1 protein-coding gene is annotated in these 18,119 nt (G+C 50.4%); it reads right to left on the bottom strand.

The genetic code is table 11. The features are described 5' to 3' along the window. Positions 1–56 precede the first annotated feature (56 nt). A complete protein-coding gene (locus IQE94_RS02985) occupies positions 57–17,966 on the bottom strand; it encodes an Ig-like domain-containing protein (protein ID WP_223342687.1) in 17,910 nt (5,969 codons plus the stop codon). Positions 17,967–18,119: the final 153 nt, after the last annotated feature.

Here is an 18,119-nt window from a genome sequence, read left to right as displayed (position 1 = left end):
GATCCCACCCATCTTAAAGGTTTTTCTGGAGAATGTAGCCAATCCCCAGAGTTTCTTTAAATTTGCCCGGCCCTAGACCCGCCGGCCGGGGAAATCCAGAGCCATTTCTTACCCTGATCAGCGCCCCTATTGGATGTTAATCCGGAACTGGAGGTCATTGAAGTCCATATCTCCCCCCAGAAGCCATCCTCAAATTGGAAGGTATCCCCCCAAACCCGAATGTGATCTGCCTGATCAGGGTTAGCCCCCAGATAGGAGAAGTAGTTAAAGACACTGCCATCGGACTGACTAACGGTGAGGTAAGGGGCAAACAAGCTCCCCCCGGCCAGTTGCAATACCTGGGAGCTGGTCCCAGCATTAACGGTAAATTGGGCGGCGGTATTTTGCAGCGCCACGCTTTGATAGTTACCATGGCCAGGATTTAGGATTTGACCTGTCAGCGGATCCGTAATGGCACCAAACTGATTTTCCACTCGGTAAAAACCAACGGAGAGCCCAAAGGAAGCATCACTGGTAATTTCGTTTATACCAAGATTTACTGGGCCATCGAGGGAGCGGAGATCCAACAATTCCGGGTTAACGGCAGTTTGAATCAATTTCACGATGATGTCATCAAAAGAAAAGTCTCCGCCGCCGAGGGTATCTTCTATCGCAAAAGTGTTGTCTGCAATTAACCGGAAATGGTCAATTTTGTCCGGGTTAGCTTCTACATAATTAAAGAAGGCCACAGGGCCAACGGCGATCGCCTGGTTGGCAGGGTTAACCGTCAGGAATTGATTTTCGGTGCCATTGGAAATTAGGAACGGAGCAATGATTTGCCCTGGGCTAAGTTCCCCTCCAATGGGTTGGCCGTTGGAGCCGAGGGAAAGACGTTGCCGCACCGCCACTTCGGCATAGTTGGCATCGCCGGGGTTGACCAGTTGGCCGCTGGTATAATCCAGCACAGTGCCCCCCGCATTCTCAACTAGGTAGAAACCAACGGTATTGTCATAGAAAGAATTAGTGGTAATCTGAATCCCAATTTGGGCGTTTTGATTGCTCGTATTAGCAAAGATTTCCTGTTGAGCTTGCCCCTGGTAGAACGTCCCCAAGGGGGCTGGTTGACTTGTCATTGCCACCCGGAAGACAAAGTCATTAAAGTCTCCGTCCCCTCCCTGGGCAATATCCTCCCAAGCAACTACCATTCCCTCGTCATCACCATTCGAAATTTGCTGGATTTGATTACCATTGGCGATCGCCTGGCTGAAGAAAATCGGAGTAGATATGCCCCCGGAGGCTTGCTCCCTGAGTACCATATCCAGGGAATTATTTTGGATTAACAAAAAGCCAAAACTATCACCACCTTGGAATTGATCCATAGTCCGAGTTAGGGACTCACCGAAAAGCTGGGTCTGGCCACTGATGCCAGTAAATATCACCTGGCTATTGCTTAAGGCTGCTTCCAGGTAGCCTGCCTGTCCTGGGGCAATGCCATTGATAGTTCCCTGGGTATCATCCACCCTGAAAATTGCCACCTCATTTTTGAAATCTCCGTCTACTTCCACTATGGTGAATTTGAGATGTTCCTGATTATCAATGGCAACGGTAGCCGTCCGATTATCCCCATTAACATCGGTAATCGTGTAGGTAAACTGATCGACTAGCCCATTGGCAGTGAAAACTCCCGTGTTAGTGGTGAGACCAATGGCTTGGGGAACGAAATCTCCCTGGGGCAAAATATTAATGCCAAATCGCAGATCATTGAAATCCCGATCGCCAAAGGTCGTGTCTTCAAAGCTATAGACGTTATTAGCAAAACGAACATAGTCCACTTGACCTGGATTGGCGTCAATGAGGGCGAAGAAGTGATTCACTTGCCCGTTACCCTGGTCAGACGTTAGGAACGGAGCATAGATGCCGCCTCCGGGTAGTTCAATGGACTGAACAGGATTATTGACACTGATTTGTAACCCAGCAATCGCACTGGCTAACGCGATATTCCTGTATTCCGGATCCGCTGGGGTTAAAAGTCGTCCAGATGTCGGGTCAATGATGGTGCCAAAATGATCCAGCACTTGATAGAACCCAACGGAGTTGTTGTAACTGGCACGGCTGGTGATATTACTGAGATCTACGCGGACGAGACCAGTGGCTGGGCGTAAATCCAATAGCTCTTCATGGATGTGATAGGTCAAAAAATCATCACTGAAGTTGTTGGGGGTGTCGTTATCCCGCAGCACCGCCGTGCCTTTAAAGGGTTGGGTCAGGCTGGCGATCTGAATGCCCAAGCCCTGATCGTTGGCTAAGACATCGACATTGACGGAGCCAAAGCCCAGATCGCCAATGACTACGGTACCTCGATCATCGTTGATAGAAATTAGAGAACTAGTCTTAATTTCAAATTGGCCTACATCGTTGGTATTGCCTGCATTATCTGTTGCTGTGATGGTGTAGGTTCCATCCCCAGTGTTGGCAGGGTTCCCTGTGACAACTCCATTGAAGAAGTCTCCAAGCGGATCGCTATCCGGGTCAGATGGGTCAGCGTCAATTAATTTAATTGTGTAGGTGGAAGGGTCACCAGGGTTAGCACCGGGGGTTTCCACCACTTTATAAGCACCGGGGTCAACGGGGTTACCGTCAGGCCCAAGCAACCCAATCTCTAATCCTGGCTCACCAGTGAAAGTCAGTTCGGGGTTACCATTACTGCTCAACAAGTCATCAGCACCGGTATCGGTTGAGTCACTGATGTCTAGGGGGCTGAAAGGAGAATTGCCATTGTTGGGAGTACCGGGAGAAGTCGTATCAATCTCAAATTGACCTACATCGTTGGTATTGCCTGCATTATCCGTTGCTGTAATGATGTAAATGCCATCGCCGGTATTGGCTCCATTACCTGTGACAACTCCATTGAAGAAGTCTCCAAACGGATCGCTATCCGGGTCAGATGGGTCAGCGTCAATTAATTTAATTGTGTAGGTGGAAGGTTCACCAGGGTTAGCACCGGGGGTTTCTACCACTTCATAAGCACCGGGGTCAACGGGGTTACCGTCAGGCCCAAGCAAACCAATCTCTAATCCTGGCTCACCAGTGAAAGTTAGTTCGGGGTTGCCATCACTGCTCAACAAGTCATCGGCGCCGGTATCGGTTGCGTCACTGATGTCTAGGGGGCTGAAAGGAGAATTGCCATTGTTGGGAGTACCGGGAGAAGTCGTATCAATCTCAAATTGACCTACATCGTTGGTATTGCCTGCATTATCCGTTGCTGTAATGATGTAAATGCCATCGCCGGTATTGGCTCCATTACCTGTGACAACTCCATTGAAGAAGTCTCCAAACGGATCGCTATCCGGGTCAGATGGGTCAGCGTCAATTAATTTAATTGTGTAGGTGGAAGGGTCACCAGGGTTAGCACCGGGGGTTTCTACCACTTCATAAGCACCGGGGTCAACGGGGTTACCGTCAGGCCCAAGCAAACCAATCTCTAATCCTGGCTCACCAGTGAAAGTTAGTTCGGGGTTGCCATCACTGCTCAACAAGTCATCGGCGCCGGTATCGGTTGCGTCACTGATGTCTAGGGGGCTGAAAGGAGAATTGCCATTGTTGGGAGTACCGGGAGAAGTCGTATCAATCTCAAATTGACCTACATCGTTGGTATTGCCTGCATTATCCGTTGCTGTAATGATGTAAATGCCATCGCCGGTATTGGCTCCATTACCTGTGACAACTCCATTGAAGAAGTCTCCAAACGGATCGCTATCTGGGTCAGATGGGTCAGCGTCAATTAATTTGATTGTGTAGGTGGAAGGTTCACCGGGGTTGGCACCGGGGGTTTCCACTACTTCGTAGGCATCGGCGTCAACCGGGTTGCCGTCAGGTCCAAGCAATCCAATCTCTAATCCTGGCTCACCAGTAAAAGTTAGTTCGGGGTTGCCATCACTGCTCAACAAGTCATCGGCGCCGGTATCGGTTGCGTCACTGATGTCCAGGGGGCCAACATTAGGCGCTGTGGTGTTTAATACGGCACTATCGCTGCCATCAGGACCTTGGTTCCCAGCATTATCCGTTATGAATGCACTCACTGTTAAACTGGCACCTGGGTTGGGTACTGCTACCTGGGTGGTTACCACTCCGGCATTGATTTGGGCGGTGGTGAGGACAATGGCCTGGGGAGTGTTGCCATCGCTAATGGTCAGGGTGTCTCCAGCAACCAACCCAGTGGGCAAGGCGATCGATACATCCACTAAGCCATTCAATTCCCCCGCACTGATAGTTCCATCGTTATTGGCATCTTCCGTGATCGTGACCACCGGGACTCCAAGATCGGGCGGTGGGGGCGGCACGATGGTATCTAATACGGCACTATCACTGCCACTGGTACTTTGGTTACCCGCACTATCTGTGACAAAAGCGGTGACGGTCAGGGTGGTACTTGGGGCAGGTACTGCTACCTGGGTGGTTACCACTCCGGCATTGATTTGGGCGGTGGTGAGGACAATGGCCTGGGGAGTGTTGCCATCGCTAATGGTCAGGGTGTCTCCAGCAACCAACCCAGTGGGCAAGGCGATCAATACATCCACTAAGCCATTCAATTCTCCCGCACTGATAGTTCCATCGTTATTGGCATCTTCCGTAATTGTGACCACCGGTGCTCCAGGGGCCGTGGTATCGATTGTAATATTCTGATTAGCCTGGGCAATGTTATTGGCAAGATCAGTTGCTGTGGCAGTTAAAGTGTAGTCGCCTGGAGGTGTGGTTATAGCACTGAGGTCTAAAGTCCAATTGTTACCATTAACGATTAATTCAGAGTCTATGCCCAGCGTATAGGTAGTGCCATTGAAAATAACCGCCAGGGTATTCGTAGGCAGATTAGTCCAAGTCCCAGTGATGACTAAGGTTTGATCGTTGGTAGCAAAATCACCGGCTGTCCCACTATCAATGCTAATGGCGGTAATCGTAATGCCTGGTGCGTTGGTGTCGATGGTAATGGCCTGGGTATCTGTGGCGGTATTACCTGCCAAATCCGTTGTGCTAACTGTTAAGGTGTAGTTACCTCCGGCCAGGATTTCATTAGTGGTACGGTCAAGATTCCAGTCGCCGTTGCCGTCCGCATTAGTAGTAGTGCTGAAAACAACATTATTATTGTTGTCCCTTAGGGTAACTGTCACCGTTGCACCTGTATCGGCAGTACCGCCATAGACCAGTGTTTGGTCACTGGTAATGAAGTCTCCTACGATTCCAGTGTCATTGCTAATACTCGTGATGCTGATAATCGGTGCTGTGGTATCGATGGTGATATTCCGGGTAGCCTGAGTAGCGGCATTACCAGCTAAGTTGCTCACATCGGCGGTGACGGTTTCACTTCCTTCAAAGTTGGCAATGTCTGCCACTGGCACATTCAATGTCCAGGTGTTATTACTTACCGTTGTGGTGTACGTGTTGCCATCAATGGTGACCGTTACTGTCTGACCATTTTCTACGCCCGTGGTCGTTCCACTCACTGCCACCGGACTGCCGGCTTCTGCTGCGTTGATGATGTCATCACTTGCAATGGTATTGATGCTGATAATCGGTGCTGTGGTATCAACGCTATAGGTCTGGGTGTCATTGGCACTACCAGGATTCCCTGCTGCATCAGTGGTCGCCACACTGGCATCAATGGTCAGGTCTCCATCCGCAACTAAATCACTCCCAGGCACATCAATGCTGAAATTACCACTGCCATCTACAGTGCCGGTGTAGTTATTGCTGTTGATTACTAGGGTGACGGTATCCCCTGTGTTGAACTCTCCACCCACGGTGCCGGTGATGGCGACATTGCCTCCGGCTTCGGCGGCATTGACCACATTATCAGCGGTCACATCATCCAAGGTGATGCTGATAATCGGTGCTGTGGTATCAACGCTATAGGTCTGGGTGTCATTGGCACTACCAGGATTCCCTGCTGCATCAGTGGTCGCCACACTGGCATCAATGGTCAGGTCTCCATCCGCAACTAAATCACTCCCAGGCACATCAATGCTGAAATTACCACTGCCATCTACAGTGCCGGTGTAGTTATTGCTGTTGATTACTAGGGTGACGGTATCCCCTGTGTTGAACTCTCCACCCACGGTGCCGGTGATGGCGACATTGCCTCCGGCTTCGGCGGCATTGACCACATTATCAGCGGTCACATCATCCAAGGTGATGCTGATAATCGGCGCTGTGGTATCGATGGTGATATTCCGGGTAGCCTGAGTAGCGGCATTACCAGCTAAGTTGCTCACATCGGCGGTGACGGTTTCACTTCCTTCAAAGTTGGCAATGTCTGCCACTGGCACATTCAATGTCCAGATGTTGTTACTTACCGTTGTGGTGTACGTGTTGCCATCAATGGTGACCGTTACTGTCTGACCATTTTCTACACCCGTGGTCGTTCCACTCACTGCCACCGGACTGCCGGCTTCTGCTGCGTTGATGATGTCATCACTTGCAATGGTATTGATGCTGATAATCGGTGCTGTGGTATCAACGCTATAGGTCTGGGTGTCATTGGCACTACCAGGATTCCCTGCTGCATCAGTGGTCGCCACACTGGCATCAATGGTCAGGTCTCCATCCGCAACTAAATCACTCCCAGGCACATCAATGCTGAAATTACCACTGCCATCTACAGTGCCGGTGTAGTTATTGCTGTTGATTACTAGGGTGACGGTATCCCCTGTGTTGAACTCTCCACCCACGGTGCCGGTGATGGCGACATTGCCTCCGGCTTCGGCGGCATTGACCACATTATCAGCGGTCACATCATCCAAGGTGATGCTGATAATCGGCGCTGTGGTATCGATGGTGATATTCCGGGTAGCCTGAGTAGCGGCATTACCAGCTAAGTTGCTCACATCGGCGGTGACGGTTTCACTTCCTTCAAAGTTGGCAATGTCTGCCACTGGCACATTCAATGTCCAGATGTTGTTACTTACCGTTGTGGTGTACGTGTTGCCATCAATGGTGACCGTTACTGTCTGACCATTTTCTACACCCGTGGTCGTTCCACTCACTGCCACCGGACTGCCGGCTTCTGCTGCGTTGATGATGTCATCACTTGCAATGGTATTGATGCTGATAATCGGTGCTGTGGTATCAACGCTATAGGTCTGGGTGTCATTGGCACTACCAGGATTCCCTGCTGCATCAGTGGTCGCCACACTGGCATCAATGGTCAGGTCTCCATCCGCAACTAAATCACTCCCAGGCACATCAATGCTGAAATTACCACTGCCATCTACAGTGCCGGTGTAGTTATTGCTGTTGATTACTAGGGTGACGGTATCCCCTGTGTTGAACTCTCCACCCACGGTGCCGGTGATGGCGACATTGCCTCCGGCTTCGGCGGCATTGACCACATTATCAGCGGTCACATCATCCAAGGTGATGCTGATAATCGGCGCTGTGGTATCGATGGTGATATTCCGGGTAGCCTGAGTAGCGGCATTACCAGCTAAGTTGCTCACATCGGCGGTGACGGTTTCACTTCCTTCAAAGTTGGCAATGTCTGCCACTGGCACATTCAATGTCCAGGTGTTGTTACTTACCGTTGTGGTGTACGTGTTGCCATCAATGGTGACCGTTACTGTCTGACCATTTTCTACACCCGTGGTCGTTCCACTCACTGCCACCGGACTGCCGGCTTCTGCTGCGTTGATGATGTCATCACTTGCAATGGTATTGATGCTGATAATCGGTGCTGTGGTATCAACGCTATAGGTCTGGGTGTCATTGGCACTACCAGGATTCCCTGCTGCATCAGTGGTCGCCACACTGGCATCAATGGTCAGGTCTCCATCCGCAACTAAATCACTCCCAGGCACATCAATGCTGAAATTACCACTGCCATCTACAGTGCCGGTGTAGTTATTGCTGTTGATTACTAGGGTGACGGTATCCCCTGTGTTGAACTCTCCACCCACGGTGCCGGTGATGGCGACATTGCCTCCGGCTTCGGCGGCATTGACCACATTATCAGCGGTCACATCATCCAAGGTGATGCTGATAATCGGCGCTGTGGTATCGATGGTGATATTCCGGGTAGCCTGAGTAGCGGCATTACCAGCTAAGTTGCTCACATCGGCGGTGACGGTTTCACTTCCTTCAAAGTTGGCAATGTCTGCCACTGGCACATTCAATGTCCAGATGTTGTTACTTACCGTTGTGGTGTACGTGTTGCCATCAATGGTGACCGTTACTGTCTGACCATTTTCTACACCCGTGGTCGTTCCACTCACTGCCACCGGACTGCCGGCTTCTGCTGCGTTGATGATGTCATCACTTGCAATGGTATTGATGCTGATAATCGGTGCTGTGGTATCAACGCTATAGGTCTGGGTGTCATTGGCACTACCAGGATTCCCTGCTGCATCAGTGGTCGCCACACTGGCATCAATGGTCAGGTCTCCATCCGCAACTAAATCACTCCCAGGCACATCAATGCTGAAATTACCACTGCCATCTACAGTGCCGGTGTAGTTATTGCTGTTGATTACTAGGGTGACGGTATCCCCTGTGTTGAACTCTCCACCCACGGTGCCGGTGATGGCGACATTGCCTCCGGCTTCGGCGGCATTGACCACATTATCAGCGGTCACATCATCCAAGGTGATGCTGATAATCGGCGCTGTGGTATCGATGGTGATATTCCGGGTAGCCTGAGTAGCGGCATTACCAGCTAAGTTGCTCACATCGGCGGTGACGGTTTCACTTCCTTCAAAGTTGGCAATGTCTGCCACTGGCACATTCAATGTCCAGGTGTTGTTACTTACCGTTGTGGTGTACGTGTTGCCATCAATGGTGACCGTTACTGTCTGACCATTTTCTACACCCGTGGTCGTTCCACTCACTGCCACCGGACTGCCGGCTTCTGCTGCGTTGATGATGTCATCACTTGCAATGGTATTGATGCTGATAATCGGTGCTGTGGTATCAACGCTATAGGTCTGGGTGTCATTGGCACTACCAGGATTCCCTGCTGCATCAGTGGTCGCCACACTGGCATCAATGGTCAGGTCTCCATCCGCAACTAAATCACTCCCAGGCACATCAATGCTGAAATTACCACTGCCATCTACAGTGCCGGTGTAGTTATTGCTGTTGATTACTAGGGTGACGGTATCCCCTGTGTTGAACTCTCCACCCACGGTGCCGGTGATGGCGACATTGCCTCCGGCTTCGGCGGCATTGACCACGTTATCAGCGGTCACATCATCCAAGGTGATGCTGATAATCGGCGCTGTGGTATCGATGGTGATATTCCGGGTAGCCTGAGTAGCGGCATTACCAGCTAAGTTGCTCACATCGGCGGTGACGGTTTCACTTCCTTCAAAGTTGGCAATGTCTGCCACTGGCACATTCAATGTCCAGATGTTGTTACTTACCGTTGTGGTGTACGTGTTGCCATCAATGGTGACCGTTACTGTCTGACCATTTTCTACACCCGTGGTCGTTCCACTCACTGCCACCGGACTGCCGGCTTCTGCTGCGTTGATGATGTCATCACTTGCAATGGTATTGATGCTGATAATCGGTGCTGTGGTATCAACGCTATAGGTCTGGGTGTCATTGGCACTACCAGGATTCCCTGCTGCATCAGTGGTCGCCACACTGGCATCAATGGTCAGGTCTCCATCCGCAACTAAATCACTCCCAGGCACATCAATGCTGAAATTACCACTGCCATCTACAGTGCCGGTGTAGTTATTGCTGTTGATTACTAGGGTGACGGTATCCCCTGTGTTGAACTCTCCACCCACGGTGCCGGTGATGGCGACATTGCCTCCGGCTTCGGCGGCATTGACCACATTATCAGCGGTCACATCATCCAAGGTGATGCTGATAATCGGCGCTGTGGTATCGATGGTGATATTCCGGGTAGCCTGAGTAGCGGCATTACCAGCTAAGTTGCTCACATCGGCGGTGACGGTTTCACTTCCTTCAAAGTTGGCAATGTCTGCCACTGGCACATTCAATGTCCAGGTGTTGTTACTTACCGTTGTGGTGTACGTGTTGCCATCAATGGTGACCGTTACTGTCTGACCATTTTCTACACCCGTGGTCGTTCCACTCACTGCCACCGGACTGCCGGCTTCTGCTGCGTTGATGATGTCATCACTTGCAATGGTATTGATGCTGATAATCGGTGCTGTGGTATCAACGCTATAGGTCTGGGTGTCATTGGCACTACCAGGATTCCCTGCTGCATCAGTGGTCGCCACACTGGCATCAATGGTCAGGTCTCCATCCGCAACTAAATCACTCCCAGGCACATCAATGCTGAAATTACCACTGCCATCTACAGTGCCGGTGTAGTTATTGCTGTTGATTACTAGGGTGACGGTATCCCCTGTGTTGAACTCTCCACCCACGGTGCCGGTGATGGCGACATTGCCTCCGGCTTCGGCGGCATTGACCACATTATCAGCGGTCACATCATCCAAGGTGATGCTGATAATCGGCGCTGTGGTATCGATGGTGATATTCCGGGTAGCCTGAGTAGCGGCATTACCAGCTAAGTTGCTCACATCGGCGGTGACGGTTTCACTTCCTTCAAAGTTGGCAATGTCTGCCACTGGTACATTCAATGTCCAGGTGTTGTTACTTACCGTTGTGGTGTACGTGTTGCCATCAATGGTGACCGTTACTGTCTGACCATTTTCTACACCCGTGGTCGTTCCACTCACTGCCACCGGACTGCCGGCTTCTGCTGCGTTGATGATGTCATCACTTGCAATGGTATTGATGCTGATAATCGGTGCTGTGGTATCAACGCTATAGGTCTGGGTGTCATTGGCACTACCAGGATTCCCTGCTGCATCAGTGGTCGCCACACTGGCATCAATGGTCAGGTCTCCATCCGCAACTAAATCACTCCCAGGCACATCAATGCTGAAATTACCACTGCCATCTACAGTGCCGGTGTAGTTATTGCTGTTGATTACTAGGGTGACGGTATCCCCTGTGTTGAACTCTCCACCCACGGTGCCGGTGATGGCGACATTGCCTCCGGCTTCGGCGGCATTGACCACGTTATCAGCGGTCACATCATCCAAGGTGATGCTGATAATCGGCGCTGTGGTATCGATGGTGATATTCCGGGTAGCCTGAGTAGCGGCATTACCAGCTAAGTTGCTCACATCGGCGGTGACGGTTTCACTTCCTTCAAAGTTGGCAATGTCTGCCACTGGCACATTCAATGTCCAGATGTTGTTACTTACCGTTGTGGTGTACGTGTTGCCATCAATGGTGACCGTTACTGTCTGACCATTTTCTACACCCGTGGTCGTTCCACTCACTGCCACCGGACTGCCGGCTTCTGCTGCGTTGATGATGTCATCACTTGCAATGGTATTGATGCTGATAATCGGTGCTGTGGTATCAACGCTATAGGTCTGGGTGTCATTGGCACTACCAGGATTCCCTGCTGCATCAGTGGTCGCCACACTGGCATCAATGGTCAGGTCTCCATCCGCAACTAAATCACTCCCAGGCACATCAATGCTGAAATTACCACTGCCATCTACAGTGCCGGTGTAGTTATTGCTGTTGATTACTAGGGTAACGGTATCCCCTGTGTTGAACTCTCCACCCACGGTGCCGGTGATGGCGACATTGCCTCCGGCTTCGGCGGCATTGACCACGTTATCAGCGGTCACATCATCCAAGGTGATGCTGATAATCGGTGCTGTGGTATCAACGCTATAGGTCTGGGTGTCATTGGCACTACCAGGATTCCCTGCTGCATCAGTGGTCGCCACACTGGCATCAATGGTCAGGTCTCCATCCGCAACTAAATCACTCCCAGGCACATCAATGCTGAAATTACCACTGCCATCTACAGTGCCGGTGTAGTTATTGCTGTTGATTACTAGGGTGACGGTATCCCCTGTGTTGAACTCTCCACCCACGGTGCCGGTGATGGCGACATTGCCTCCGGCTTCGGCGGCATTGACCACGTTATCAGCGGTCACATCATCCAAGGTGATGCTGATAATCGGTGCTGTGGTATCAACGCTATAGGTCTGGGTGTCATTGGCACTACCAGGATTCCCTGCTGCATCAGTGGTCGCCACACTGGCATCAATGGTCAGGTCTCCATCCGCAACTAAATCACTCCCAGGCACATCAATGCTGAAATTACCACTGCCATCTACAGTGCCGGTGTAGTTATTGCTGTTGATTACTAGGGTGACGGTATCCCCTGTGTTGAACTCTCCACCCACGGTGCCGGTGATGGCGACATTGCCTCCGGCTTCGGCGGCATTGACCACATTATCAGCGGTCACATCATCCAAGGTGATGCTGATAATCGGCGCTGTGGTATCGATGGTGATATTCCGGGTAGCCTGAGTAGCGGCATTACCAGCTAAGTTGCTCACATCGGCGGTGACGGTTTCACTTCCTTCAAAGTTGGCAATGTCTGCCACTGGCACATTCAATGTCCAGGTGTTGTTACTTACCGTTGTGGTGTACGTGTTGCCATCAATGGTGACCGTTACTGTCTGACCATTTTCTACACCCGTGGTCGTTCCACTCACTGCCACCGGACTGCCGGCTTCTGCTGCGTTGATGATGTCATCACTTGCAATGGTATTGATGCTGATAATCGGTGCTGTGGTATCAACGCTATAGGTCTGGGTGTCATTGGCACTACCAGGATTCCCTGCTGCATCAGTGGTCGCCACACTGGCATCAATGGTCAGGTCTCCATCCGCAACTAAATCACTCCCAGGCACATCAATGCTGAAATTACCACTGCCATCTACAGTGCCGGTGTAGTTATTGCTGTTGATTACTAGGGTGACGGTATCCCCTGTGTTGAACTCTCCACCCACGGTGCCGGTGATGGCGACATTGCCTCCGGCTTCGGCGGCATTGACCACATTATCAGCGGTCACATCATCCAAGGTGATGCTGATAATCGGCGCTGTGGTATCGATGGTGATATTCCGGGTAGCCTGAGTAGCGGCATTACCAGCTAAGTTGCTCACATCGGCGGTGACGGTTTCACTTCCTTCAAAGTTGGCAATGTCTGCCACTGGCACATTCAATGTCCAGGTGTTGTTACTTACCGTTGTGGTGTACGTGTTGCCATCAATGGTGACCGTTACTGTCTGACCATTTTCTACACCCGTGGTCGTTCCACTCACTGCCACCGGACTGCCGGCTTCTGCTGCGTTGATGATGTCATCACTTGCAATGGTATTGATGCTGATAATCGGTGCTGTGGTATCAACGCTATAGGTCTGGGTGTCATTGGCACTACCAGGATTCCCTGCTGCATCAGTGGTCGCCACACTGGCATCAATGGTCAGGTCTCCATCCGCAACTAAATCACTCCCAGGCACATCAATGCTGAAATTACCACTGCCATCTACAGTGCCGGTGTAGTTATTGCTGTTGATTACTAGGGTGACGGTATCCCCTGTGTTGAACTCTCCACCCACGGTGCCGGTGATGGCGACATTGCCTCCGGCTTCGGCGGCATTGACCACATTATCAGCGGTCACATCATCCAAGGTGATGCTGATAATCGGCGCTGTGGTATCGATGGTGATATTCCGGGTAGCCTGAGTAGCGGCATTACCAGCTAAGTTGCTCACATCGGCGGTGACGGTTTCACTTCCTTCAAAGTTGGCAATGTCTGCCACTGGTACATTCAATGTCCAGGTGTTGTTACTTACCGTTGTGGTGTACGTGTTGCCATCAATGGTGACCGTTACTGTCTGACCATTTTCTACACCCGTGGTCGTTCCACTCACTGCCACCGGACTGCCGGCTTCTGCTGCGTTGATGATGTCATCACTTGCAATGGTATTGATGCTGATAATCGGTGCTGTGGTATCAACGCTATAGGTCTGGGTGTCATTGGCACTACCAGGATTCCCTGCTGCATCAGTGGTCGCCACACTGGCATCAATGGTCAGGTCTCCATCCGCAACTAAATCACTCCCAGGCACATCAATGCTGAAATTACCACTGCCATCTACAGTGCCGGTGTAGTTATTGCTGTTGATTACTAGGGTGACGGTATCCCCTGTGTTGAACTCTCCACCCACGGTGCCGGTGATGGCGACATTGCCTCCGGCTTCGGCGGCATTGACCACGTTATCAGCGGTCACATCATCCAAGGTGATGCTGATAATCGGCGCTGTGGTATCGATGGTGATATTCCGGGTAGCCTGAGTAGCGGCATTACCAGCTAAGTTGCTCACATCGGCGGTGACGGTTTCACTTCCTTCAAAGTTGGCAATGTCTGCCACTGGCACATTCAATGTCCAGATGTTGTTACTTACCGTTGTGGTGTACGTGTTGCCATCAATGGTGACCGTTACTGTCTGACCATTTTCTACACCCGTGGTCGTTCCACTCACTGCCACCGGACTGCCGGCTTCTGCTGCGTTGATGATGTCATCACTTGCAATGGTATTGATGCTGATAATCGGTGCTGTGGTATCAACGCTATAGGTCTGGGTGTCATTGGCACTACCAGGATTCCCTGCTGCATCAGTGGTCGCCACACTGGCATCAATGGTCAGGTCTCCATCCGCAACTAAATCACTCCCAGGCACATCAATGCTGAAATTACCACTGCCATCTACAGTGCCGGTGTAGTTATTGCTGTTGATTACTAGGGTGACGGTATCCCCTGTGTTGAACTCTCCACCCACGGTGCCGGTGATGGCGACATTGCCTCCGGCTTCGGCGGCATTGACCACATTATCAGCGGTCACATCATCCAAGGTGATGCTGATAATCGGTGCTGTGGTATCTAATACGGTAATAGTCGAAGTATCAGTATCGGATAGTGGGCCCCCTGAACCGGTATTGCCACCATCATTGGTGACCATGGTGAGGGTAACAGCACCGTTGAAGTTAGCGCTGGGAGAAAAAACAGGGGCAGAGCCACCACCCAGGAATGTATTGATGTTGGCAACTGTACCAGTCAGGGTGATAGAGCCAGTGCCAGAGTCAGTTACTGTGACATTTCCCCCTGATGATGCAGATAAAGTTCCTGAATTGACCGAAAGCGTTACAGTTACATTGCCCGTCCCAGCATCTACATCGCTGATGGATAGCCCACTCAAGGTTAAGTTCGTGTCCTCATTGACGCTGAACGTTGCCGGTAGCGTGTTTACTGGCGCATTGTTGACGGCGGAAATTACATTGACGATAGCGATCGCCGTGTTGCTGGTATTTATCCCATCGTTAACAATGACATTAATTGTTCGGGCGGTAGTATTCGTGCTTGTTGTGCTAAAGGTAATGGCTTCGATCGCCGTTTCATAGTTAGCTCTGGTGGAGTTACCGCTGAGGGTGACGATGATTTGGCCAGGGATGCTGGTATTAATGGTGCTAGTGACACCACTGGGCAAAGAACCGACAGTTAATAAATCACCTACTTGGGCGTTGGTTAAGGTGATTGTGGCCGAGTTCATGTTCGGGCTATCGGCATCAGTGACACTGACATCAGTATCTCCTATCGCCACAGGGGCACCACCCAGGGAAAAGGTTGTTTGATAACCAGTGTTGCCATTTGCAGCAGTGCTGGTCGTATTAACTGATGGTGCTGGTTGAGAAGTTGGAGAAGTGCCAGCCTGTGTATTATTTACGGTTCCGTTGGCGACTTGATCGTTATCGTCGTTAACCCCAGTGGAAGTTGCAGTGATGGCAGCGGAGGCACTTAAAGTGATGGTAAATGTATTATTTCCGGAGTCATAAGAAGCCGTCCCTACTCCTAAAGCGGCGTCTATGTCAGCGACGACATCATCAGCGGCCCTGTCGAAGCGGCCATTGCTGTTGCCAGCATTAGTAGATTGCGTCCCAACATAGGAAACTCCATTGATTACAATGGTTATGTTCTCATTAGGAGAATTGGCAAAATCAGTAATATCATCGGCAAAATCAACAGTATAAATCCAGGGCAGAGCTGGCCCGCTCGTAATAGCCGTTGTCAGGGTAAAGGCATTAGCGGCGCCGGGATTACTAGTTAGGATAACCGCATTAGAAGTTAAATTAGCTGGCCAGCTAACGCCTTTGGAAATCAAACGATTTGCTAGGGTAATTCCCCCGACGGTTACAGCTTTGAGCGCATCGTAGACAGCTTCCGCCGATGTGTTTCCAGATACCACCGTATGGCTATAGGTAAATCCATCAACAGTGATGGAGACAATGTCGCCAACGTCATAGCTAGGACTAAAGGTGACTCTGGTAACTTGGGATTGAGGGCTTCCGTCAGAAAAATTTAAATCTAGTAATGGCGGGACAGCAAGTTGGCCAGGGCTTGTGAACCTCAGGGCATTGGTGAATTCCCCTAGGCGATTGCCTAAAGTAAAGGAAAAAAGCCTTTCATTGCCTGAACTACTAACTTCGGCTACGACTGTAACCGTAGAAACTGGAACCAGGTAATCTGCAATGATGGAAGCTGAATTGTCAAAATCACGACCATCCAAGTTACCAGAGATAGAAGCAACTCTTATTATTCCTGGTGAGGGCTCTGTAACCGTAAGACCAGTGGTAATATCAACCTCATAAAAAGAGTATCCTTGTATCTCATAAAATTCAACCCCTCCGTCAATATCAACTGCGCTAAGGGAAAAGTTGAAAAGACTGATAGGGGTGCTGGTACCTCCCTCCACGAAATTTATAACAAAGGTTGCCCTTCCATTAGTAGTCGGATCAATGCCCGGTTCAAGTCTTGTAGGGTTATCGTTTGCATCAAAAGTAAAGCTACTTATATTTGTACGAGTTGCCGTTACAATTGCATCTACTTGAATTCCATTAACAGTAATAACGTTACTGTATCGACGAGTTGTTGAGGTGGCAGAGTCGATTATCTCGGTGTCACCATTGCTTCCATTGGTAAAAGTAAAATCAAATGACTGAAAACCAGTATTTAAGTCTGCTTTTTCGACTGCTACAGAATAATTTCCAATATCTAGGACTTGGTGATCATTTTGGGATTTTAGGGCATCCAGATTGTAGTCGCCACCTCGAACTACATTCGCAAATATTTCTCCTTCGTCGCCTTGGCTATCGGCCCCGTCATTTAGGATTTGGTCAAAATCATGGCCAATTTCTTCGAGCAAGACAGCAACAATTTGCTCTTGGCTAGCGGTGGCAAACCAATCGACATTCAGATAAATAGTCGGGGTACCAGTGGTTCCGGTCGCACTGTAGGCCCCCAAAGCTCCCTGTAATTCAGCGCTAGAACGTACTTCCAAACGGATTTGGTAATTACCATCCAAAATGGAAGACCGCAAAGATTCGGCATTCCCTGTCCAGCCAGCCGTACCAGCGGTGGCGCTGAAAGGGATGGCTAACTGAGTGAGATAGTCAGATTGGGCAAAAAAGTCGGAAAGTTGCTCCTGTACTAACAATTGCAGGGCATCGAGCCGCTCGGTGTAGATACCAGATGAATCTACTAGGTCGAACAAAAACCATTCTCCGTTGCCATCCAAGACGCCGGGATAGGCCGCTAATTCAGGAGCAGAAAAAATATTTTCCACGACAATATCACCCGTTTGAAAATCTAAAACCCAATTACCACCTAGGGATTGATGTCCGATCGCCGTGGTAGAAGCGGAGACCCCAGCCTCAGTTAACCCAGCTAACTTTTCGACAAATTCCGCACCGGCATCACCGGCGGCCACATTGCAACCGTAGAGAAATAGTTGGGGGGAATCAACTCCGGCAAACCAGCCTTTTAACTCCTGACTGCGAAGGGCCAAATTATCCAGGCCCAGATGACCATTACCTAGGTGCAGACAACCAGGGGAACCATGGCAAAGAATATGCAGAGAACGAACAGCACCTTGTCTCCCCAGGGCTTCAGTAATCTGCCGGAGACCGTCCTGGTCAGGGTCTAGGGTTATTGCTGCAACATTGGGCAGAACAGCCGACTGAAGCAGGCCCCCATGGAATACCCGGGAGTCGAGGACAAACAAGGTCGAGTTATGCATATTCAGGATTAAAAGACTCGAAAAAGTTGAAAAATTATTTAGGATTCAAGCGGCGGTGTACACAGTGGAGATTTGCTGAGGGGTTTTAACACCAAGAGGATTCAGGTAGGCGGTTTAACTTAAGTTGAAACAACAGGGCTATTCAACACGGGA

The sequence above is a fragment of the Synechocystis sp. PCC 7339 genome, assembly GCF_019924095.1.
GTDB lineage: Bacteria > Cyanobacteriota > Cyanobacteriia > Cyanobacteriales > Microcystaceae > Synechocystis.
Note: the sequence above shows the minus strand (reverse complement) of the source record. Positions and strands in the feature narration are given on the sequence as shown.